General features: G+C 34.9%; 19 protein-coding genes and 1 pseudogene. 16 read left to right on the top strand and 4 right to left on the bottom strand.

Annotation, left to right across the window (positions count from 1 at the left end):
• Window positions 1-13: 13 nt before the first annotated feature.
• Both aroD and AB8U03_RS06300 read left to right on the top strand, forming a co-directional pair.
• On the top strand, window positions 14-781 hold the full coding sequence (gene aroD / locus AB8U03_RS06305; RefSeq protein ID WP_369703695.1) for a type I 3-dehydroquinate dehydratase: 768 nt from the start codon (window positions 14-16) through the stop codon (window positions 779-781).
• A gap of 205 nt (window positions 782-986) precedes the next feature.
• Window positions 987-1,196: a hypothetical protein gene (locus AB8U03_RS06300; protein WP_369703694.1), complete on the top strand. Its 210-nt coding sequence runs from the start codon at window positions 987-989 to the stop codon at window positions 1,194-1,196.
• 236 nt (window positions 1,197-1,432) lie between these two features.
• Here the strand turns inward: AB8U03_RS06300 and AB8U03_RS06295 are convergent, their stop codons facing one another.
• Window positions 1,433-2,248 carry a hypothetical protein gene (locus AB8U03_RS06295; RefSeq protein WP_369703693.1) on the bottom strand — a complete coding sequence of 272 codons (816 nt, stop codon included), beginning with the start codon at window positions 2,246-2,248 and terminating at the stop codon, window positions 1,433-1,435.
• Between the two features lie 430 nt (window positions 2,249-2,678).
• Between AB8U03_RS06295 and AB8U03_RS06290 the strand changes: the two genes are divergently transcribed.
• Window positions 2,679-4,151, top strand: a complete 1,473-nt coding sequence (locus AB8U03_RS06290; RefSeq protein WP_369703692.1) for a hypothetical protein — start codon at window positions 2,679-2,681, stop codon at window positions 4,149-4,151.
• A gap of 119 nt (window positions 4,152-4,270) precedes the next feature.
• Here AB8U03_RS06290 and AB8U03_RS06285 read toward each other — a convergent pair whose 3' ends face one another.
• The 3 genes and pseudogenes from AB8U03_RS06285 to AB8U03_RS06275 form a co-directional block, all read right to left on the bottom strand.
• On the bottom strand, window positions 4,271-4,759 hold the full coding sequence (locus AB8U03_RS06285; RefSeq protein WP_369703737.1) for an exosporium glycoprotein BclB-related protein: 489 nt from the start codon (window positions 4,757-4,759) through the stop codon (window positions 4,271-4,273).
• Entirely contained in the window at window positions 4,726-6,285 is a 1,560-nt protein-coding gene (locus tag AB8U03_RS06280) for a hypothetical protein (protein ID WP_369703739.1), read from the bottom strand. Before AB8U03_RS06280 ends, AB8U03_RS06285 begins: the two co-directional genes overlap by 34 nt.
• A gap of 13 nt (window positions 6,286-6,298) precedes the next feature.
• Window positions 6,299-6,814: pseudogene (locus AB8U03_RS06275) on the bottom strand (DNRLRE domain-containing protein); the annotation flags it as partial.
• 331 nt (window positions 6,815-7,145) lie between these two features.
• On the opposite strand from AB8U03_RS06275, the gene AB8U03_RS06270 reads away from it, so the two are divergent.
• The 13 genes from AB8U03_RS06270 (at window position 7,146) to acsE (ending at window position 21,566) form a co-directional block, all read left to right on the top strand.
• Entirely contained in the window at window positions 7,146-7,556 is a 411-nt protein-coding gene (locus AB8U03_RS06270) for a universal stress protein (protein WP_369703691.1), read from the top strand.
• A gap of 656 nt (window positions 7,557-8,212) precedes the next feature.
• Window positions 8,213-10,105, top strand: a complete 1,893-nt coding sequence (cooS, locus tag AB8U03_RS06265; RefSeq protein WP_369703690.1) for an anaerobic carbon-monoxide dehydrogenase catalytic subunit — start codon at window positions 8,213-8,215, stop codon at window positions 10,103-10,105.
• 211 nt (window positions 10,106-10,316) lie between these two features.
• On the top strand, window positions 10,317-11,093 hold the full coding sequence (locus AB8U03_RS06260; RefSeq protein WP_369703736.1) for an ATP-binding protein: 777 nt from the start codon (window positions 10,317-10,319) through the stop codon (window positions 11,091-11,093).
• On the top strand, window positions 11,094-12,770 hold the full coding sequence (locus tag AB8U03_RS06255) for a formate--tetrahydrofolate ligase (protein WP_369703689.1): 1,677 nt from the start codon (window positions 11,094-11,096) through the stop codon (window positions 12,768-12,770).
• A gap of 21 nt (window positions 12,771-12,791) precedes the next feature.
• Window positions 12,792-13,424 carry a cyclodeaminase/cyclohydrolase family protein gene (locus AB8U03_RS06250; RefSeq protein ID WP_369703688.1) on the top strand — a complete coding sequence of 211 codons (633 nt, stop codon included), beginning with the start codon at window positions 12,792-12,794 and terminating at the stop codon, window positions 13,422-13,424.
• Window positions 13,425-13,529: 105 nt separating this feature from the next.
• The gene (locus AB8U03_RS06245; RefSeq protein WP_369703687.1) at window positions 13,530-14,384 is read left to right on the top strand and encodes a bifunctional 5,10-methylenetetrahydrofolate dehydrogenase/5,10-methenyltetrahydrofolate cyclohydrolase; all 855 of its coding nucleotides are present in this window, start codon (window positions 13,530-13,532) and stop codon (window positions 14,382-14,384) included.
• A gap of 27 nt (window positions 14,385-14,411) precedes the next feature.
• Window positions 14,412-15,062 carry a methylenetetrahydrofolate reductase C-terminal domain-containing protein gene (locus AB8U03_RS06240; protein ID WP_369703686.1) on the top strand — a complete coding sequence of 217 codons (651 nt, stop codon included), beginning with the start codon at window positions 14,412-14,414 and terminating at the stop codon, window positions 15,060-15,062.
• Window positions 15,063-15,084: 22 nt separating this feature from the next.
• Complete coding sequence (locus tag AB8U03_RS06235; protein ID WP_369703685.1) at window positions 15,085-15,960, top strand: methylenetetrahydrofolate reductase; 876 nt, start codon at window positions 15,085-15,087, stop codon at window positions 15,958-15,960.
• Window positions 15,961-15,979: 19 nt separating this feature from the next.
• Window positions 15,980-17,362 carry a dihydrolipoyl dehydrogenase gene (lpdA, locus tag AB8U03_RS06230; protein WP_369703684.1) on the top strand — a complete coding sequence of 461 codons (1,383 nt, stop codon included), beginning with the start codon at window positions 15,980-15,982 and terminating at the stop codon, window positions 17,360-17,362.
• Window positions 17,363-17,544: 182 nt separating this feature from the next.
• Window positions 17,545-18,318: an ATP-binding protein gene (locus AB8U03_RS06225; protein ID WP_369703683.1), complete on the top strand. Its 774-nt coding sequence runs from the start codon at window positions 17,545-17,547 to the stop codon at window positions 18,316-18,318.
• A gap of 19 nt (window positions 18,319-18,337) precedes the next feature.
• Window positions 18,338-19,282, top strand: coding sequence for an acetyl-CoA decarbonylase/synthase complex subunit delta (acsD, locus tag AB8U03_RS06220; RefSeq protein ID WP_369703682.1), 945 nt, complete (start codon window positions 18,338-18,340; stop codon window positions 19,280-19,282).
• Window positions 19,283-19,319: 37 nt separating this feature from the next.
• The gene (gene acsC / locus AB8U03_RS06215) at window positions 19,320-20,672 is read left to right on the top strand and encodes an acetyl-CoA decarbonylase/synthase complex subunit gamma (protein ID WP_369703681.1); all 1,353 of its coding nucleotides are present in this window, start codon (window positions 19,320-19,322) and stop codon (window positions 20,670-20,672) included.
• Window positions 20,673-20,780: 108 nt separating this feature from the next.
• Window positions 20,781-21,566: a carbon monoxide dehydrogenase/acetyl-CoA synthase methytransferase subunit gene (gene acsE / locus AB8U03_RS06210; RefSeq protein ID WP_369703680.1), complete on the top strand. Its 786-nt coding sequence runs from the start codon at window positions 20,781-20,783 to the stop codon at window positions 21,564-21,566.
• Window positions 21,567-21,573 lie beyond the last annotated feature (7 nt).

The raw sequence follows: 21,573 nt of genomic DNA, 5'->3' as shown, positions 1-21,573 counted from the left end.
AGGGCAGGAGAATATGAGAAATGTAGTAAAAGTAAGGAATGTAAAGTTGGGAAATGGAATTCCCAAAGTTGCTGTACCTTTTATGGGATCTGATGATAAAGAAATTAGAAGGGAAATAGAATATTTGAAAACAATCAATTTGGATTTGGTAGAATGGAGAATTGACTATTATAAATATGTAGAGAGCATTGAAAAAGTAAAAAGGATTCTTGCACAAATTAGAAAAAGTTTAGGTGATATTCCTATAATATTTACTTTTAGAACTGCTAAAGAAGGAGGAGAAAAGGAAATTACAGTAGAATACTATGTAAAACTTGTAAAGTCAGTTGCGGCTACCGGAAACGTCGATATCATTGATGTTGAATTATCTATTGGAGGTAATGAATTAGTAAAAGAAATCGTAGATACAATACACCAATGTGGTGTAAAAGTAATCATGTCCAGTCATAATTTCCAAATGACACCTGAGAAAGATGAATTAATAGAAAAGATGTGTGAGATGCAGCATCTAGGTGCAGATTTACCTAAAATTGCAGTAATGCCTTGCAGCACCAAAGATGTTCTTGATTTATTAACTGCTACTAATGAAATGATATGTTATCATAGTAAAACTCCAGTTATTACTATGTCCATGGGTTCGTTAGGTATTGTCAGCCGTATAGCAGGTGAAACTTTTGGATCGGCAATTACTTTTGGATCAGCTAAAGCTGCATCAGCTCCAGGGCAATTAGACGCAAATGAGCTATATAAGGTACTTCATTTTATTGCTGCAAATAGATGATCATAGTGCATAGCAGTGTTTATCCCCCACTTTGTTAAGCTGGGGGTGTTGGCAATGGTAGCCATTAGGCATTGGATGAAATATAAAAACCTTAAATAGGGAATATTATTCTTAACTTGTTTATTAAATTATAAGTACTGGTAATTATATGGTGCTTATTTTTTATATTGATTAAAAGAATGTCTAATGGAGAGGAAGTTATAAAATGGATAGCTCTAAAATAATTATGAATAGTGGTACTGAATATTTTGTAAATAAAAATTCTAAGCAAATTATATCAGATCACGATTATATGAAGAATAGATTTCTAGAAATTGAAGATTGTAGGAATAATAATAGGGTAATTATTAATATAAATAATATATCTTCAATTGAACCGTGTAAATATAAAAAATATGTAGTTACATTGGAATGATAAGCATAATATGTATTTAATAGAGAAGCATATGAATATATAAAAATTTAATTAATATGCTTCCCTATGATAATAGAGAAATCCACCCGGATTTATTTCCAAGAGACAATAGTATAGTTATCTAAAGCAATTAAAATTTTAAAATAAGCATTTTAATGTGTATCATAGTATATTATGTGAAGTCTATATTAAAATGTGAAAAACAACGTTAAATTTAAATATATTGTTGCGTTTAATCAATTGTTGCATCTAGTGTCGTCTTCGGGTTCTGACTTACAATCCGGTTTATAATCTGATTCACAATCACAATCAGGAAACAGTGGAGTCAGATTTTGATCTGGATAAAACTTCGGAATTGGTGATCTATTAAATTTATCACATACATTTTCTTCAGGCTCAGGTTGGCATGGTTCTTTAGGAATTGGACAATAATCATAAGCAGGCATAAGAAGCTGTACTATAAGTTCACATTTTACAATTATATAATATCCTAAAGTAATATCCAAAACTTTGCAATTATTTTCATCTTCATGTAATACAGCCTGAAGTACATCAGCTACCATTTCAAGTTTTATGATATTTTCATCATCATTTTTTGAGCCATTAGAAATTAGTTGATTGGCAGATGCTTTGGATAATGAATCTGGACAATAAAACTTGCCAATCACATCTTGTCTGTTAATTTCGAATAATTCAGATCTATTTACTGCATCACAGTCAATAAAGTCTGCATAAAATGAAATGGTGTAGCAAATAATTAATTTTTTAAAACCATCCTCACATGAAAGAGGTATTTTTTCTAATGATGTCAATGTAATTTTAAAATCTCTACAGCCGATGTATATTTTTGGATTATCCAGTGGATTGCTTCTCAATTCATAATCTGTTGTATTTGTGTCAGGCCCTTCATTATAAGAAATACATCTTTTAATCAAACATTGATCAAAAACTTTAGGAATTTCTACACAAACTAATTCTGAAGGATCTGGCAAATGCCCTTGCTTATTTACCAGGCCTGGACGCGGCACAAATTTATTAAAATTTATGGACATAGATTTTCCTCCTTTTAAATATTATAATTTAACTGTCTGCGGTATACCGTAGGCATTGGTTTACTTAGCTTTTCACCTTTAGGACTTTATATTTTTCTCCGCTCTGAGAAAATAAATTGGCACTACACAATATAAATAACTCATAGGGAGGAAAAACATATTTTGTTTTAATAAAATGGAGTAACTTAATATTTTCACGGATGATTTATAAAGCCGTCATTCTTTATTTGTAAATTTTTTATGTCCTGTTCTTTACTAATGTAAAAAACTGCATGACTTATATAGAAAAGGTTATATCGTCTTACATTATATATTATGTTTGAGTATCGTAGTTGTGATATCGAAACATGATATATTTAATAAAATTTTATTAAATATGAGTTATAAATTATATTAATAAAAATATAATTAAAATGGGGTGAAAGATATTATGGCAAATATATATCCATGGATATTTAATATCAATAATAATATATGGAAAGTTTATTTAAATGATACTGATGTATTAATGTATAAATTCATGTATGATCATGGAAAATGGACTAAAGAGAAACTTATTGATGTGGAAGTAATTGAATTCGCTGCTTGTATTGAAGATGAAATAATTCATATTATATATGTTAACAAAAAATATGAAATGAGATATTGCACTATGAAAGATGGTAAGTGGTTTGGAAAATTACTTTATCATATAGATATGGGCCAATTTAAAATTGAAGGCCTAAATGCTATAATCCTGGGTGGCAAATTAAATTTTTTTTATTTGCTTAAAGCATCTGATGATAGTAAACATGGAATTTTAAAACATTACATATGGGATGGAAAAGAAATAAAGTTTTATACTATCCAACATATAGTTTTATCAAATAAAGTTGATAAATACTATGAAATACAAATAGGGGATAGTGGTTGCATTAATGCTTTTTTCCTTTCAGACAGAGGAGATGAAATATCATTTGGGTATTGTAAATATGATGGTAGTTCGTGGACTTCTGACAATAGACTTTACGGACTACAAGGTGATAATATATTGTTCAAGGTAGCAAGCGATGCTAATACATTTAATATAATCAATAGGACTAAGGAAGGGACAATGTATCTTCTTGAGCATGTTTGTGTTGAAAATAATATTTATATGAAAAAATATGAAGTCTATAAAAGTAAAATAAAACCTATTGAACCAATTATATTTTATAGAAATAATAAACTCTTTACATGTTGGCAAGAGGGCAATAATGTATTTTGCTTAAATTATAGATATGGAAAGTGGAGTAAGCCAGTCGTTTTGAATAAAGAACTAAAAGCTCCAATTAAAATATACAATTTTATCGACATGAGGGAGAGCAGGCAGCCATATATAATTTATGGAACAGAAAAAGATGGATTATGTATTTCTTCATTTATGGATTTAGTGGAAAACAATATAAGATCATTAGAACAAAAAACAAATAATAGCAATTTAAATACTAATCAGGAAGATGAAAGCATTGAAGAAATAAAAGAAAAATTTAAAAATATTTGCTATGAAAATATTATTCTTAAAGAGAAAATTGATTCTTTCAGTATGCATTTACAAAAGAAAAAGCATGCTGTCGATGAATATGAAAATAAAATTTCTAAAATTGTTGAACAAAAAAGAAAGCTGGAGGAAAATTTAAACTTTTTTATGGAGGTTAAAAAAAATATTGAAACAGAAATGGATGATATAAAGAGACAATTTTTAAATCAGAAGATGATTACAAAAAATGTACAAAATAAGCTGGATGAGAAAGAAGAAAATAACGAGCTTTTGAAGGAAAAAGTAGACTATTTAATAGGGGAAAATAGAAAGCTTAAAGACGAACTAAAGCTTGAAAGAAATCAATCATTTATGACAAAATTATTTGGGAAAAAGGATCATTAATAAAGTGATTCTTTAGAAGGGAAGTTTGCATAAGACAAACTTCCCTAAATTAAAGAGCAGATTTATTAATAATAAATACTGAATTTTATAATAGTTTTAATTATTAGCATCCGTGAGTGTTATTCTATAGTAATACCTGCACTTGCATAACCTTCTATTATGCTGCTGAAGGCAACACCCGATGTTGTTACTGAAAATACCATTAATAAACGGGTTTGTGGATCAATTGGTATATTCAAATCAAAGTTAATATTATTTGTGATAGTATCAATAATTTCACCAGTTAGAGGGGGAAGTATAACGCTGGCACCTGGAATTGGCGCAAAAGTATTATCTGGTGTATTTGAGCCGTACAATTGTGCTTTAATAGTTGCCGAACCAGTTTCCAGTGAAAATGTGTTACTAACGCTGAAATATGCTGCTATTGAAGTTATGGTCCCACTTCGAGGGACGGAAAAGGCTATATTGCGAATTCCACCAAGATAAATTTTACCTTCATAAATATTAATGTTATTGATTGAATTCCCAAATCCTATAAGGCTTACTGTATTAGTTGCTCCATTTAAAAAAGTAGTTAGTACAGCAGGATCATTTGATGCAAATGGGATGATAGCACCACGTCCGGTATCACCTTTGTCACCTTGAGGGCCTTGCGGACCAGGACAGCCAGGTTTGCCTTGAGGGCCTTGCGGACCAGGACAGCCAGGTCTGCCTTGCGGGCCTTGAGGGCCGGGGCAACCGGGATCACCTTTAGGACCTTGAGGGCCGGGGCAACCAGGATCACCTTTAGGACCTTGAGGACCGGGACAACCAGGCCTGCCTTGGGAACCTTGCGGACCAGGACAGCCGGGATCACCTTTAGGACCTTGCGGACCAGGACAACCAGGCCTGCCTTGAGGACCTTGAGGGCCGGGACAGCCAGGTTTACCTTGAGGACCTTGCGAACCAGGACAACCAGGATCACCCTTAGGACCTTGAGAGCCGGGACAACCAGGTTTACCTTGAGGGCCTTGCGGGCCAGGACAGCCGGGATCACCTTTAGGACCTTGTGAACCAGGACAGCCAGGTTTGCCTTTAGGGCCTTGCGGGCCAGGACAACCAGGTTTACCCTGAGGACCTTGAGGGCCAGGACAGCCAGATTTACCTTGAGGGCCTTGAGAGCCAGGATCGCCCTTATCACCTTTAGGACCTTGAGGACCTTGAGAGCCAGGATCACCCTTGTCACCTTTAGGACCCTGAGGGCCTTGAGAGCCAGGATCACCCTTATCACCTTTAGGACCTTGAAGGCCTTGAGAGCCAGGATCACCCTTATTACCTTTAGGACCCTGAGGACCTTGCGAACCAGGATCACCTTTGCAACCCTTAGGGCCTTGAGGGCCTTGAGAGCCTTGAGGACCAGGGCAACCAGGATCACCTTTGCAGCCCTTAGGACCTTGAGGACCTTGAGGGCCTTGAGGGCCAGGACAACCAGGATCGCCTTTGCAACCCTTAGGGCCTTGAGGACCCTGCGGGCCTTGAGGTCCGGAACAACCAGGATCGCCTTTGCAGCCCTTAGGGCCTTGCGGACCTTGTGGGCCTTGAGGTCCGGAACAACCAGGATCACCTTTGCAACCCTTAGGGCCTTGCGGACCTTGCGAACCAGGATCACCTTTGCAACCCTTAGGACCTTGAGGGCCTTGATGACCCGGGCAGCCAGGATCACCTTTGCAGCCCTTAGGGCCCTGAGGACCTTGCGAACCAGGATCACCTTTGCAACCCTTAGGACCTTGCGGGCCTTGAGAGCCGGGATCGCCTTTGCAGCCCTTAGGACCTTGAGGACCAGGACAACCAGGATCGCCTTTGCAGCCCTTAGGACCTTGAGGACCAGAACAACCAGGATCGCCTTTGCAGCCCTTAGGGCCTTGAGGACCAGAACAACCAGGATCGCCTTTACACCCTTGAGGACCAGGGCAGCCAGGTTTGCCTTGAGGGCCTTGAGGACCAGGACAACCAGGATCACCTTGCGGGCCCTGAGGGCCAGGACAGCCAGGTTTACCTTGCGGGCCTTGTGGACCTTGAGGACCAGGACAACCAGGTTTGCCTTGCGGACCTTGAGGACAAGGAATACAATCTGAACATGATGAATCACAATCATATTCTATTGATAAATAAGGCGAATTAGAAGTTCTGCTGCTATCATATCCAATTAAGCTATTAACGATATTTTCTATTCCGACTAAGGTTATACCGTTATTTGGAATAGAATTATTATGCCAATCAGCTACTAGATTTGTAATATTTATTTGTATAAAAGTTCCTACATCTGCGTCTGATATTATTTTTTTATATGGAGTAATGGAAATATCAGGTGCATTATTCCATGTAACTGTATTTCCATTAAAATTAGCTAAGTTAGTATAAATAGTTATGGATTGACAAGGATGCTTGCAATCAAGCTTATTTTTTCTATTTACGTAAAGATATAAATTTGCATTTGATATTGTAGATCCGTATGGTATTGAGTTTGTAATATCAAATTTTAGTAAACTTGCATAAGCATCCGGGCATCCATTATATTGGGTATATTCTCCACTATATAAAACCGGTGATGAGATAAAATTTGTATTTGGAAAAAATTGTGATACATATACATCATCAGTTGGATAAGCTGTAAAAATAGCCATAAGATTGCCTCCTCATTTTCGAGTATTATTCCGTTGTAATGAAAAAATTATATAGTACGGTTTAAAATTGAGTTAATTATAATATATGGAATTATATAGGCTTTGGTTACATAATGAAAATTGATTATTACTGGAAAAGGCTAGTTATCTTCTTTGCTTCCACAAAATAGCTTCAAGTCAGAAATTAGCTTTAAATAATTTAAAATTAATTCTATAGAAATAAACAGTAAGTTGATATAAACTAGTTATATAAGGTATTTTAATTTAAAGGTCACTGATTAGAGCAAGAAAAATTAAAAAATATTAATTTTAAATTAAGGAGATGTTCTAAATGAAAAAAATTAAAATTTTAATACCTCTAGATGGGACAGAAAGAAGTATGCATTCAATAGATTGGCTAAAAAAGCTATTTAATAAGGAAGAAGTGGAAGTTACTCTTATGAATGTTACTGAGATAGTCATAGTAAATGATATGATAATTACTGATGAGGTTGACAGAGCACAATTAGCCAGCGAGTCTATCTTAGATAAAGCTAAAGAGGAAATTAAAGATTATAAAGTAGATACGTTTTTTACATTTGGTTATGCTTCAGATGAAATATTGAAAAAAGCCTCTCAAGACAATTTTAATATTATAATAATGACTAAATCCACTAAGAAAGGTTTAGCTAGGATGGTTGGATCTGTTACAAGTAAAGTGGTCAAGAATTCACGTCAGTTAGTTATAATTGTTCCAGAATAATAAAAAGACTTTGAAAAGTCTTTTTATTGTATTAGCATTTGTTAAATATATACCAAACTGATATAGATATATCTTATAGAATTTTAAATTTAAGGATATATCTGCCATAGGGTAATTTAAAATATTATTTGCTATATATTTTATAATATTTTTATGAAAATGGTTACGGAAGAATATTGGATTGTGTTGCATATTTGAGAATGATTTAAAAAATTAAAGAATTTTATAAAAACACCTTTTCAAATCAAGTATTATTGTGTTAATATATAGGTAAAACAGTGATTAAAAAATTTTTTAAATATTTTTCTAGGATAACATCGACTTTTGAATATTTTAATGTTAAGGTTTTCAAATGTTCTTATCTTTAAACTAAATTCCACAAATAAAATTTGGAAATTTTATAATAGTACAAAAAATTTCTGTTGAATTAATTATAGATAATAATTTCTGTTAAAATTATATGTTTATTTTTTAACATTTTTTCTGTATGATGTGCATAGGTATAGACAAATACTTTTATGAAAACGAAAAGTTATAACTATAATTGTATTTAGATGCAATTATTTTGAATAGAAATATCAGGGCTTTAGGTAAATTAAGTTGATTCAAGAAATAATTATTTAAAGTGTTATTTTGGTGAGGAGGGAATTATTAAAATGGAAGAAAAAGTAATTTCAATTGATCAAAGTACTTTGCAAATGTTGGAGAAAGCAAAAGAGGATGGAGTTGAAACAGCCTGGGATAGAAAGAAAGCATTAAAGGTACCTTGTGGATTTGGAGCAGCAGGAGTTTGCTGCAGAACTTGTGCAATGGGTCCCTGTAGGGTAAGTCCTGTGCCAGGAAAAGGCATTGCCAGAGGTATATGCGGAGCTACGGCAGATGTTATAGTATCCAGGAATTTTGCAAGAATGGTTGCAGCAGGTACAGCAGCACATTCAGATCATGGTAGAAGTATAGCCCTTAGCTTGTATCATACCAGCGAAGATGGAAATATAAAGGTTAAGGATGAAGAAAAATTAAAAAAAGTTGCAGAGAGATTTAATGTTGAAACTGAAGGAAGAGATAAATACGATATAGCACATGATGTTGCAAAAGCAGGACTGGAGGATTATGGTAGACAGCTTGGAGAAGTGAATTTACCACCATCACTTCCACCAAAGAGAAAAGAACTGTGGAGAAATATCGGAGTATTCCCTAGAGCAGTTGATAGAGAAATAGCAGCAGTTATGCATTCAACTCATATGGGATGTAATGCAGATGCAGAGAGCATGATAAAAATGTCCATGAGATGTTCATTGACTGATGGATGGCTTGGATCATATATGGGAACAGAGTTCAGTGATATAATGTATGGAACACCTCATTCTGTGGATACAGAAGCAAACCTTGGAGTACTTGAAAAAAATTCTGTAAATATAGTTTTACATGGACACGAGCCAATTCTTTCAGAAATGATAGTAGAAGCATCATCAGATCCAGAGTTAGTAGAATTAGCTAAATCAGTAGGTGCGGATGGAATAAATCTGTGTGGAATGTGCTGTACTGGAAATGAAGTTTCCATGAGGCATGGTATTAAAATAGCCGGAAACTTTATGCAGCAGGAATTGGCCGTAGTTACAGGAGCAGTGGATGCGCTGGTAGTTGATGTACAGTGTATATTCCCGGCACTAGCAAAATTATCACAATCCTATCATACTAAATTCATTACAACTTCACCAAAGGCACGTATTACAGATTCAACTTATATCGAATTGGATGAAGAGCATCCATTGGATTCTGCTAAAAAAATTCTAAGAGAAGCAATATTAAACTTTAAAAATAGAGATCAAGACAAAGTAATGATCCCTGAATTAAAATCAAAGGCAATTGTAGGATATAGTGTAGAGGAAATTTTAAATAAATTGGACAAAGTCGTAAATACTGAAATAGGACCAATGCAAACAGTAAAACCTCTGGCCGATGTTTTAGTATCCGGAGTATTAAGGGGAGCTGCAGCAGTAGTTGGCTGTAATAACCCTAAGACTACGCAGGATTATAGTCATATTGAAACTATAAAGGGCTTAATAGCAAACGATGTTATTGTGGTTGTTACAGGCTGTGCAGCACAAGCAGCAGCAAAATATGGGTTATTACAAAAAGAAGCAGCAAAATATGCAGGACCTGGACTAGCTACTGTATGCAAACTTGTGGACATACCACCTGTACTTCATATGGGTTCTTGTGTTGACATAAGTCGTATATTAGATTTAGTTGGAAGGGTTGCTAATCTTTTAGGAACTGATATGAGTGATCTTCCAGTTGCAGGTATAGCACCGGAATGGATGTCAGAAAAAGCCGTAGCAATAGGTACTTATGTAGTAACTTCAGGTATTGATGTCTGGCTTGGAGTAGTTCCTCCAGTAACAGGCGGACCAGAAGTTGTTGACATACTAACAAATAGAATAGAGGATTGGGTAGGAGCTAAATTCTTTATAGAAACGGATCCTAAAAAAGCAGTGGAGCAAATTGTCAATAGAATGAATGAAAAACGTAAAAAAATAGGGATTTAAATATTATATTTTTAAAATATAGCAATTAGTATGCCAATATTGAAAACGAGTTAATAACTGGTTCTAATTTTACAGGGACTTAAAATGATACAAAACATATTATCAAAGTGGTACATAAGCATAATCATGTATCACTTTGAGAAAATATTTTATAATAGTTAATATAATTTAGACAAAGCAATTAGTGGAAAAAGGGGGACTACAGATGAAAATGAAGATGGCTATAACGGGTAAGGGCGGTGTGGGCAAGACTACATTTGCAGCAATAATAAGTAGAATATATGCAGAAGAAGGATATAAAGTTTTGGCTGTAGATGCAGACCCTGATCCCAATTTAGCACTGGCCTTGGGATTTCCAAAAAAAATAACGGAAGAAATCGTCCCAATTTCGGAAATGAAGAAATTAGTAGCTGAGAGAACCAACTCTACTCCGGGAGCGTTTGGGAAAATGTTTAAAATAAATCCTAAAGTAGATGATATACCGGAGAGGTATTGTAAAGAATATAATGGAGTAAGGCTTTTAACTATGGGAACAGTTGATACGGGTGGAACAGGATGTTTTTGCCCGGAGAATGTTTTGCTGAAAAAGCTCACTTCGCACTTACTCCTTCAAAATAAAGATATTGTAATAATGGACATGGAAGCTGGCATTGAACATTTAGGAAGAGGAACAGCTCAGGGTGTGGATGTATTCATTGTTGTCGTAGAACCTGGAATAAGAAGCATACAGACTTTTAAGCATGTAAAAAAACTGGCTAAAGACATTGGTATAAAAAAGATATTTCTAGTAGCTAATAAGATCAAAAATGAAGAGGATGAAAAATTTGTACTTGAAAATGTAGATGAAAGAGAATGTCTTGGCTTTATACATTATAGTGCTGCGGTAGGAAGTTCGGACAGAGTTAATAAATCTCCCTATGATTCCAATAATGAAACCGTAGAGGAGGTAAAAAAAATAAAACAAAAATTAGAGATGGGGGTATTTTAAATGACTTATAAATCAGACATAGAAATAGCTCAGGAATGTAAAATGGAGGACATAAAAGAAATTGCTAAAAAGCTCGATATTTCCGAAGATGACATTGAATTATACGGTAAGTATAAGGCAAAGGTGAATTATAACCTGCTAAAGACTACTCCTAGTAAAGATGGAAAACTTATACTCTGCACGGCTATAAATCCGACTCCGGCAGGGGAAGGAAAAACTACCACAGCAATAGGTGTCGCAGATGCATTAGCTGAACTTAATAAATCAGTAGTTGTTGCACTTAGAGAACCATCCATGGGACCTGTATTTGGAATAAAAGGCGGAGCTGCTGGCGGTGGATATGCCCAGGTAGTACCTATGGAGGATATAAACCTGCATTTTACGGGGGACATACATGCATTGACTGCTGCCAACAATTTACTGGCAGCAATGATAGACAATCATATATATCAAGGTAATAAGCTTAACATAGACCCAAGAAGAATTTCTTGGAGAAGATGTGTGGATATGAATGACAGACAACTTAGATTTGTTGTAGATGGATTGGGCGGTAAAGCCAATGGTACACCTAGAGAAGATGGATTTGATATAACAGTTGCTTCAGAAATAATGGCTATATTCTGCCTGTCAAGTAATATAATTGATTTAAAAAACAGAATTGCTAAAATAGTCATAGGGTACACCAGAGATGGCAAACCTGTAACGGCTCATGATTTAAAGGCTGAAGGAGCTATGGCAGCACTTCTTAAAGATGCATTAAAGCCAAATTTAGTTCAAACTCTTGAAGGAACACCTGCATTTGTACATGGTGGACCATTTGCAAATATAGCTCATGGATGTAATTCAATAATGGCTACTAGAATGGCACTGCATTTCGGTGATTATGTAGTTACGGAGGCAGGATTCGGTGCAGACCTTGGAGCTGAAAAATTCCTTGATATCAAATGTAGAATGGCAGGATTAAAACCAGATGCAGTAATAATAGTTGCTACAGTGAGGGCGTTAAAATATAACGGCGGAGTTCCAAAAGCTGAATTAAATAATGAAAACTTAGAAGCTCTTGAAAAGGGACTCCCTAATCTGTTAAAACATGTAGAAAATATAACTAAGGTATATAAATTGCCTGCAGTGGTTGCATTAAACGCATTCCCAACGGATACAAAAGCTGAACTTAAATTAGTAGAAGATAAGTGCAAGGAATTAGGTGTAAATGTTAAACTGTCAGAAGTATGGGCAAAAGGCGGCAAAGGTGGAATAGAAGTTGCAAAAGAAGTGTTGAATCTTATAGAAAATGGTAAAAATGAATTCCAGTTTTCCTATGATGAAAAATTACCAATTAGAGATAAGATAAGAACCATAGCTCAAAAGATATATGGTGCTGATGATGTTAATTTTACAAACCAGGCAGAAAAGGAAATTGATGAATTGGAGAAATTAGGATTTGGACAAACTCCAGTTTGTATAGCTAAAACTCAATATTCTCTTACTGACGATCAAACTAAACTTGGAAGGCCAACTGGATTTAAAATTACAGTAAGACAGGTCACAATTTCAGCAGGAGCAGGTTTTGTAGTTGCAGTAACTGGCTCAATAATGAAGATGCCAGGGCTTGGAAAAGTTCCATCTGCTGAAAAAATAGATGTAGATGAAAATGGAGTAATAAGTGGATTATTCTAGTTCATTTTAGGGGGAAACAATATGAAATTAGCAGATAAAAGCTGCACGGATTTTGTAGAGGTTCTTGCATCTAAAGCTGCCACGCCAGGTGGAGGTGGAGCTTCAGCAATTGTAGGGGCCATAGGAATGGCACTTGGAAGTATGGTATGTAATCTTACCATAGGCAAGAAAAAATATGCTGAGTATGATGAAAAGGTAAAAGGTGTATTGAAAAAGGCCACTGATTTACAAGGTGAATTTTTAAAGCTGATGGATGAAGATGCAAAATGCTTTCTTCCACTTTCAAAGGCTTATGGAATGCCGAAGGAAACTGAACAGGAGAAAAAATTGAAATCAGAGACTTTGGAGAAATGCCTAAAAGAGGCCTGCAGCGTTCCAGTAAATATTGTCAAACAAACCTATGAAGCTATTAAACTCCATGAAGCACTTGTGGATAACTGTTCAAAACTTGCAATAAGTGATGTGGGAGTTGGAGTTCAGTGTTTAAAAGCTGCTATTATTGGAGCACAGCTCAATGTAATAATAAACATAAATTCTATTAAGGACGAAGAGTACGTGAAGAAAATAAAATCTGAAACTGAGCCTTTAGTTGAGGAAGGTATTAAAATTGCTGATAGAGTGTATAAAAAAGTTGTAGATATACTTTGTAAGTAAGAAATATAATACTTCGTAAGAAATATTATATTTCTTACGAAGGTATTTATAAATTAATTCTAGTTTGATATGCAGCTAATTTTAAATGTGAAGGAGATTATAAGTATGGGTCAAATAATTAAAGGTAAACCGGTGGCAGATGCCATAAGTCAAACTTTAACCAAAGAAGTTGAAAATTTAAAGGTAAAGGGTATTACTCCGAAACTTACAATAGTGAGGGTTGGAGCAAACGGAAGTGACCTTGCTTATGAAAGAGGAGCTTTAAAAAGATGCAGCAAAATTGGAATAGAAGCAGTTGTTAAAGAATTACCTGAAGACATAGCACAAGACAAATTTATCGAAGAATTAAAAAAGGTAAATGAAGATAATAGTGTAAATGGAATAATGGTGTTTAGACCTTTTCCAAAACAACTAGATGAGAATGTTATAAAATATATAATCGCACCCGAGAAAGATATGGATTGTTTTAGTCCTGTAAATGTAGCCAAAGTGATGGAAAAAGATAAAACAGGATTCGCACCCTGTACTCCATCGGCAGTTATAGAAATATTAAAACATTATAAAATACCTATGCAGGGAAAACATGCAGTCATAATTGGAAGATCCATGATAGTTGGAAAACCCATGTCAATGTTGCTTTTAAATGAGAATTCTACAGTTACAATATGTCATTCGAAAACTGTAGATATGCCAAAGGTTTGTTCGGAAGCAGATATACTTGTAGTAGGTATAGGAAAAGCCAAAATGATAAATTCAAAGTATGTAAAAGATGGTGCTGTAGTCATAGATGTGGGAATAAATGTAGACGAAAATGGAAAGATTTGTGGAGATGTAGATACTGAAGATTGTGAATCAAAAGCTTCAATGATTACACCGGTGCCGGCGGGAGTAGGTTCAGTAACTTCTTCTATATTGGCACAGCATATTATAAAAGCCTGCAAATTGCAAAATAACTTATAGGCCTTTGAAATAAATGGAGGAGTAAATATGATTATTTCAGAAAAAAAACCTTTTGAGGAGTTATTGGATTATCTTAAAGACAGTCAAAAAGTAATAATCACAGGATGTTCGCTGTGTGCCTCTACTTGTAAAGTAGGTGGAGAAGATGAAGTGTTGGAAATGAAAGCTAAGCTAGAGGAAAATGGTAAAAAAGTTTTAGGGTATAAAATACTTGATCCTTCCTGTAACCTTTTGAAAACAAGGAAAGATTTAAAATCCTTAAAAGCTGAACTAAAAGAAGCAGATGCGATTTTATCCCTGGCTTGTGGAGATGGAACACAGACTGTAGCCAAGTTGGTAGATATTCCTGTTTATCCGGGCAACAATACTATGTTTATAGGTGAAGTAGAAAGAGTAGGACAGTATTCAGAAGCCTGTAAGGCCTGTGGAAGTTGTCAGCTTGGATGGACTGGAGGGATATGCCCAATTACCATGTGTGCGAAAGGACTTTTAAATGGTCCTTGCGGTGGTGCAAGAGAGGGTAAATGTGAGGTGGATCCTGAAAATGATTGTGCTTGGATATTAATATACAATAGGTTAAAGGAATTAGGGCAGCTTGATAGTCTGGAAAAGTTAAGAGAACCAAGAGATTATCAAATAAGTTCACATCCTAGAAAAATAAACTTAAGAGCTAAGTAATAATCAAAAGGAGGATTTAAAAATGGGCTTATTAGAAGAAGCTTTTAAAAAAGGTGATTTTGCAGTTACAGCTGAAATGGCACCTCCCAAGGGAACGGATCTTTCTCATTTAATTGAGTGTGCCAAGAGTGTAAAGGGAAGAGTTCATGGAGTGAATGTTACAGATTTTCAATCTGCTACATTAAAAGCAACATCTTTGGCTACTTGTAAAGTATTAAAGGATGCAGGATTAGAACCTGTACTTCAAATAACAGGAAGAGATAGAAATAGGATAGCAATTCAAGGAGAACTTTTATCTGCAGGTGTTTTTGGAATAGAAAATGTTTTAGCACTTACAGGAGATTATACTGGCACAGGAGATCATCCAGGAGCAAAACCGGTTTATGATCTTGACAGTGTAGGTATATTACAAGTGGCTAGCGCTTTAGCTGGTGGAAAAGATATGAGTGGAAATGATTTAAATGGAGTTCCTAAATTTTATTTAGGGGCCTGTGTTACTCCTAAATATGAACCACTGGAGCTTCAGATTATAAAGATGAAAAAGAAAATCAAAGCTGGAGCTAAATTTTTCCAAACTCAAGCTGTTTATGATATAGATACTTTAAGAGAATTTAAAGAGAAGACTAAAGATTTGAATGCCAAAATTATGATTGGTATAATACCTTTGAAATCCGCTGGTATGGCTAAGTACATGAATAAAAATGTACCTGGAATATTTGTGCCGGATGAGCTTATTGACAGAATGAAAAATGCTGAAAATAAGGTTAAAGAGGGAATAAAAATAGCGGGAGAGTTTATAAGTCTGATAAAGGAAGAAGGACTTTATGACGGAGTTCATATAATGGCAATTGGTGCGGAAGAAAATGTGCCATTGATATTAGACGAGGCAGGATTATAAAATAGGGGGAGCGAATATAATGAAATTAGTTGTAATTGGAGGAGGACCTGGAGGATATGTAGCTGCTGTACAAGCCGCTATTTTAGGAGCAGATGTGACTGTAGTTGAAAAGAAATATGTGGGAGGAACTTGTTTAAATGTGGGATGTATACCTACAAAAGCACTTTTAGCTTCTTCTGATGTTTTAAGTTCAGTGAAAGAGGCATCCAAATTTGGGATTAGTTTTGAAGGTGATGTAAAAGTTGATTTTGATGCCATTATGAAAAGAAAAAATAAAGTGGTGGATCAGCTTGTAAAGGGAATAGAATTTATATTTGAACATAGAGGGGTAAAGCTTGTAAGAGGAACAGGGAAAATTGTAAATAGCAATGAGGTAGAGGTTGATAAAGAAGATGGGTCTAAAGAATCCATAAAGGCAGATAAGATCATACTTGCTACAGGTTCTGTGCCTGTTGCACCGAAATTTTTCAAATATGATGGCAAAAAAGTTATAACTTCTGATGAAGTACTAAATTTAGATAAACTTCCAAAGTCAATGATCATAGTGGGGGGAGGTCCTATAGGCTGTGAGATAGGATATTTTCTCCACAGTATGGGAACTGAAGTTAAAATAGTTGAGATGCTTCCACATCTGGCACCACTTGAAGATGAGGATGTGGCAAAACAGCTTCAGAGAACTTTTAAACAGAAAAAAATAAAATACTTTGTAGGTGATGGCATATCCAATGTAGAAGTTAAAGATAATGGTGTAACTGCTTCATTGAAAAGCGGGAAGGTTTTAGAGGCAGAGACCATGCTTATAGCTGTAGGAAGAAGGGCATATGCTGATGGATTAGGATTAGACAATGTAGGAGTTAAAACTGATGAAAAAGGAAGAATACTTGTGGATGAATATTTGGAAACTAATGTAGAAGGTATTTATGCCATAGGTGATTTACTTGCCAGTGCTGCTCTTGCACATGTAGCTTCTAGAGAAGGCATTGTAGCTGTACAAAATGCAGTATTGGGCAAGAAAAAGAAAATGAGCTATAAAGCTGTTCCAGGTTGTATATTTGTAGAACCTGAAGTGGCATCTGTGGGAATGAAGGAAAGTGAAGCAAAAGAAAAGGGAATAGATTATAAAATTGGCAAATTTGACTTTAGAGGTCTTGGAAAAGCTCAGGCTATGGGCAAATTCCAAGGATTTGTAAAAGTTATAACAGATGAAAAAGATGTGATAATTGGAGCTGCCATAGTAGGAGATCGTGCTACAGATATGATTGGTGAACTTACGGTTGCCTGTGAACTGGGCTTAACTGCAGAACAGGTAGGAGAAGTCATTCATCCTCATCCAACTTTATCTGAAGGTATAATGGAAGCACTACATGATGTTCATAATCAATGTGTTCATTCTGTTGATTAAATTACGTGATATAAGACGAAAATTAATCTTATAGTTTTGATTATTTAGTGTGCATAGGGTTTTGCGCCCTATGCACGTAAATATATATTTTCTACATAAAAGGCATAGAACTTTATGATAGGCTTTTTATAATGAAATGCTGGGGTAGTCTTTTAAACATAGCAATATAAGGAGGTTGTACTATGGGATACAAAATAGCTGTAGCGGGAAAAGGTGGAACTGGCAAAACTACTTTAACGGGTCTTTTAATAGATTATTTAATAAAAAAGGGTGAAGGACCTATTCTGGCCGTGGATGCTGATGCCAATTCTAATTTAAATGAAGTACTTGGAACAGAAATTGAAGAAACTATTGGACAAATAAAAGAAGATGTAAACAGAAGGTCACTTGCAGGAGATAGCTTTCCGGCAGGGATGATGAAAGCAGATTATTTAAAATATAAACTAAATGCTTCAGTAACTGAAAGTAATGGTTATGATTTGATCGTTATGGGAAGATCCCAGGGACCAGGATGTTATTGTTATGTAAATGGAATACTTAAGGCACAGGTGGATTCACTTTCAGGTAATTACAAATATATAGTAGTTGATAATGAAGCTGGAATGGAACATTTGAGCAGAAAGCTTATAGATCCTATTGATACTCTATTTTTAATAAGCGATTGTTCCAGAAGGGGTATACAAGCTGTTGGAAGAATAAAACAGCTTGTTGCTGAATTGAAATTAAAGGTTGAACAAATTTATCTTATAGTAAATAGAGCTCCAGAAGGCAAATTGAATTCAGGAATAGAAGAGGAAATAAAAAAACAGGATCTGGATTTAATAGGAGTTGTGCCAATGGATCCTATGGTTTATAACTATGATTCAGATGGAAAACCATTAATAGAACTTCCAGAGAGTTCATCATGTAGGAATGCATTAAATGAAATACTGTCAAAAATTAAGTTGAAAAATTAATTTTAAGGAGGCATACATTATGTTCAAAAAACCAACACAAAAATTTTCAGGTAAAATTGGCGAAGTTGAAATTGGAACAGGAGAAAAAGCGTTAAAATTAGGAGGGGAATCTGTATTACCATTTTATACTTTTGATGGAAATACAGGAAATCCTCCAAGAGTGGGAATGGAAATTTCAGATGTATATCCAGAAGATTGGATAGATACTTTAAAAGATCTTTATAAGGAGGTTGCTAAAGATCCAGCTAAATGGGCAAAGTTTGTAGAAGATAAATATAGTCCGGATTTTATATGCTTAAGGCTTATAAGTGCTGATCCAAACGGTGCTGATGCATCACCAGAGGATTGCGCAAAGACAGTTAAATCAGTAGTTGAAGCCATAAAGACACCTTTAGTAGTGGCAGGTACAGGAAATCATGAGAAAGATGCCAAATTATTTGAGAAGATTGCCCAGGAAACTGAAGGACATAATATACTTTTGATGTCAGCAGTAGAGGACAACTATAAGACAATAGCAGCTGCAGGAGCATTAGCTTATAATGACAAAGTTGTAGCCGAATCCTCAGTTGATATAAATCTTGCAAAGCAGATAAATATTTTAATAAATCAACTTGGAGTTTCAAATGAAAAATTTGTAGACAATGTAGGATGCTCAGCAGGTGGATACGGTTATGAGTATGTAATATCAACCTTAGATAGGGTAAAACTTGCAGCACTTAGCCAAAATGATAAAACTCTTCAAGTACCTATTATAAGTCCAGTTTCTTTTGAAACATGGAAGGTGAAAGAAGCAGTAGAACCTGAAGCAGATTCACCACAATGGGGAAATCAGGAGGACAGGGGAATTTCAATGGAAGTTTCAACGGCAACTGGAATATTAGCATCAGGAAGCAATGCTGTAATACTTCGTCATCCGAAATCTGTAGAAGTAATCAAAAAATTTATTAAAGAGTTACTAGCTTAATGAAGTTTACAATGGGATTAAATAAGGAGGGTAAAAAATGGCTTTAACAGGATTAAATATATTTAAGTTAACACCAAAAAAGAATTGTAAGGATTGTGGTTTTCCCACTTGCTTGGCTTTTTCAATGAAAGTGGCTTCGGGAGCTGCAGAAATAGGAAAATGTCCTCATATGAGTGATGAGTCAATAGAAAAATTGGCAGAGGCTACTGCACCGCTTATGAAGACAATAACTCTTGGTAAAGGAGATACTGAATATAAACTAGGTGGAGAAACTGTTCTTTTCCGTCATGAGAAAACTTTTGTAAATAGAAACAGGTTTGCAGTTGCTTTTTCTGATGATATGGAAGATGCACAAATAGATACTAAAATTCAGCATATAAAAGATGTAAATTATATTAGAATCGGTGAAGAAATGAAAGCTGAATTTGTGGCATTGAAATACACTGGAAATAAAGATAAATATCTTTCCTTAATAAATAAAATAAAATCCAGTGGATTAAAAGTAGCTTATGTTTTGGTCTGCGAAGATCCGGCAGTTATTAAAGAGGCTCTGCCCCTGGTTAAAGATGAAAATCCACTGATTTATGGAGTTAATAAAGATAATTTTAATGAAATGGTTGAATTGGCAAAGGCAGATAAAATAGCATTAGGTGTAAAAGCAGATGGATTGGAAGCACTCTACACATTAGTAGAGCAAATTCAAAAATTAGGATATAAGAATTTAGTATTGGATCCAGGAGCAAAATCCATTAAAGAAGCTTTTGAAAATACAGTTCAGATAAGACGAATAAATCTTCAAGGACAGGATAGGACTTTTGGATATCCTTCAATACTGTTTTTGGATGAGCTTGCAAAAGATGATAAATTTATTGAAATAGCTTTATCTACATTATTTACCATGAAATATGGTTCATTACTTGTTTTAAATGATATGGACTATGCAAGGGCACTTCCTCTTTATGGTATTAGGCAAAACATATTTACGGATCCACAAAAACCAATGAGGGTTGAAGTTGGTGTATATGGATTCAATGAAGCAGATGACAACTCACCTGTAATGTGTACCGTTGACTTTGCATTAACTTACTTCACAGTTTCGGGTGAAGTTGAAAGATCTAAAGTTCCAGTATGGATGGTTATACCTGATGCAGGTGGATATTCAGTTCTTACGTCATGGGCTGCAGGTAAGTTTACCGGAAGTGTAATAGCCGACATGGTAAAGAAGAGTGGAATAACAGAGAAGACTAAAAACAGAACTCTTATAATTCCAGGAAAAGTTGCAGTTTTAAAGGGTGAATTAGAAGAAGAACTTCCGGATTGGAACATAGTAGTTGGTACTACAGAAGCTATGTATATTCCTAAGTTATTGAAAGAATTAACCGCAAAATAAAAATTATCACTGATTAAAATGAAATACGGCTGATAAATTAAAAAATATTTGATTTATCAGCCGAAAATATAAAATTAATAATTAAGGGAAATAGGAGGTCATCTGAACATGGATAAATTTATGATCATAGGTGAAAGAATTCACTGCATATCTCCAACTATAAGGAAGGCTATTGAAGAGAGAAATCCTGAACCAATATTTAAAAGAGCAAAAGAACAATTGGATGCAGGAGCTAATTATCTGGATTTTAACATAGGGCCAGCAGGAAAAGATGGAGAAGAAATAATGCAGTGGGGTGTTAAAGCTCTTCAAAATGAATTTGACAATGTCCCATTGGCACTTGACACAACAAATAAGAAAGCTATAGAGGCAGGGCTTAAAGTTTATAACAGGGAAAAGGGAAAGCCTATAATAAATTCTGCAGATGCAGGTGGAAGAATAGGAAATATAGATTTGGCTGCAGAATATGATGCTATCAGCATAGCACTTTGCGCCAAAGAAGGTATTACAAAAGATAATGATGAAAGAATAGCATATTGTACAGAAATGCTTGAAAAGGCAATGGGCCTTGGAATGGAACCTACAGATTTATTGTTTGATCCATTATTTTTAGTAATAAAGGGTATGCAGGATAAACAAAAGGAAGTATTGGAGGCTATTAAGTTAATAAGTGAAATGGGCCTTAGAACTTGCTGTGGACTGAGTAATGTTTCAAACGGAGCTCCTAAGGAAATAAGACCGATAATGGATACAACTTTTGTAGCTATGGCAATACAAAGTGGACTTACCTCTGCAATAATGAATCCTTGTAATAAGAGATTAATGGAGACAATAAAAACCTGTGATGTTATAAATGGAGCTGTCTTATATGCAGACTCCTACTTAGAATTATAATATTATA

The sequence above is a fragment of the Clostridium moutaii genome (genome assembly GCF_041205085.1).
In the GTDB taxonomy this organism is placed as follows: domain Bacteria; phylum Bacillota; class Clostridia; order Clostridiales; family Clostridiaceae; genus Clostridium_B; species Clostridium_B moutaii.
This window is presented reverse-complemented; position numbering and strand designations above follow the sequence as displayed.

Excerpts from the sequence above, each read along its gene's own strand:
- aroD (WP_369703695.1), top strand. The coding sequence starts at position 14 with ATGAGAAATGTAGTAAAAGTAAGGAATGTAAAGTTGGGAAATGGAATT.
- AB8U03_RS06300 (WP_369703694.1), top strand. The coding sequence starts at position 987 with ATGGATAGCTCTAAAATAATTATGAATAGTGGTACTGAATATTTTGTA.
- AB8U03_RS06295 (WP_369703693.1), bottom strand. The coding sequence starts at position 2,248 with ATGTCCATAAATTTTAATAAATTTGTGCCGCGTCCAGGCCTGGTAAAT.
- AB8U03_RS06290 (WP_369703692.1), top strand. The coding sequence starts at position 2,679 with ATGGCAAATATATATCCATGGATATTTAATATCAATAATAATATATGG.
- AB8U03_RS06280 (WP_369703739.1), bottom strand. The coding sequence starts at position 6,285 with ATGATTGTGATTCATCATGTTCAGATTGTATTCCTTGTCCTCAAGGTC.
- AB8U03_RS06270 (WP_369703691.1), top strand. The coding sequence starts at position 7,146 with ATGAAAAAAATTAAAATTTTAATACCTCTAGATGGGACAGAAAGAAGT.
- cooS (WP_369703690.1), top strand. The coding sequence starts at position 8,213 with ATGGAAGAAAAAGTAATTTCAATTGATCAAAGTACTTTGCAAATGTTG.
- AB8U03_RS06260 (WP_369703736.1), top strand. The coding sequence starts at position 10,317 with ATGAAGATGGCTATAACGGGTAAGGGCGGTGTGGGCAAGACTACATTT.
- AB8U03_RS06255 (WP_369703689.1), top strand. The coding sequence starts at position 11,094 with ATGACTTATAAATCAGACATAGAAATAGCTCAGGAATGTAAAATGGAG.
- AB8U03_RS06250 (WP_369703688.1), top strand. The coding sequence starts at position 12,792 with ATGAAATTAGCAGATAAAAGCTGCACGGATTTTGTAGAGGTTCTTGCA.
- AB8U03_RS06245 (WP_369703687.1), top strand. The coding sequence starts at position 13,530 with ATGGGTCAAATAATTAAAGGTAAACCGGTGGCAGATGCCATAAGTCAA.
- AB8U03_RS06240 (WP_369703686.1), top strand. The coding sequence starts at position 14,412 with ATGATTATTTCAGAAAAAAAACCTTTTGAGGAGTTATTGGATTATCTT.
- AB8U03_RS06235 (WP_369703685.1), top strand. The coding sequence starts at position 15,085 with ATGGGCTTATTAGAAGAAGCTTTTAAAAAAGGTGATTTTGCAGTTACA.
- lpdA (WP_369703684.1), top strand. The coding sequence starts at position 15,980 with ATGAAATTAGTTGTAATTGGAGGAGGACCTGGAGGATATGTAGCTGCT.
- AB8U03_RS06225 (WP_369703683.1), top strand. The coding sequence starts at position 17,545 with ATGGGATACAAAATAGCTGTAGCGGGAAAAGGTGGAACTGGCAAAACT.
- acsD (WP_369703682.1), top strand. The coding sequence starts at position 18,338 with ATGTTCAAAAAACCAACACAAAAATTTTCAGGTAAAATTGGCGAAGTT.
- acsC (WP_369703681.1), top strand. The coding sequence starts at position 19,320 with ATGGCTTTAACAGGATTAAATATATTTAAGTTAACACCAAAAAAGAAT.
- acsE (WP_369703680.1), top strand. The coding sequence starts at position 20,781 with ATGGATAAATTTATGATCATAGGTGAAAGAATTCACTGCATATCTCCA.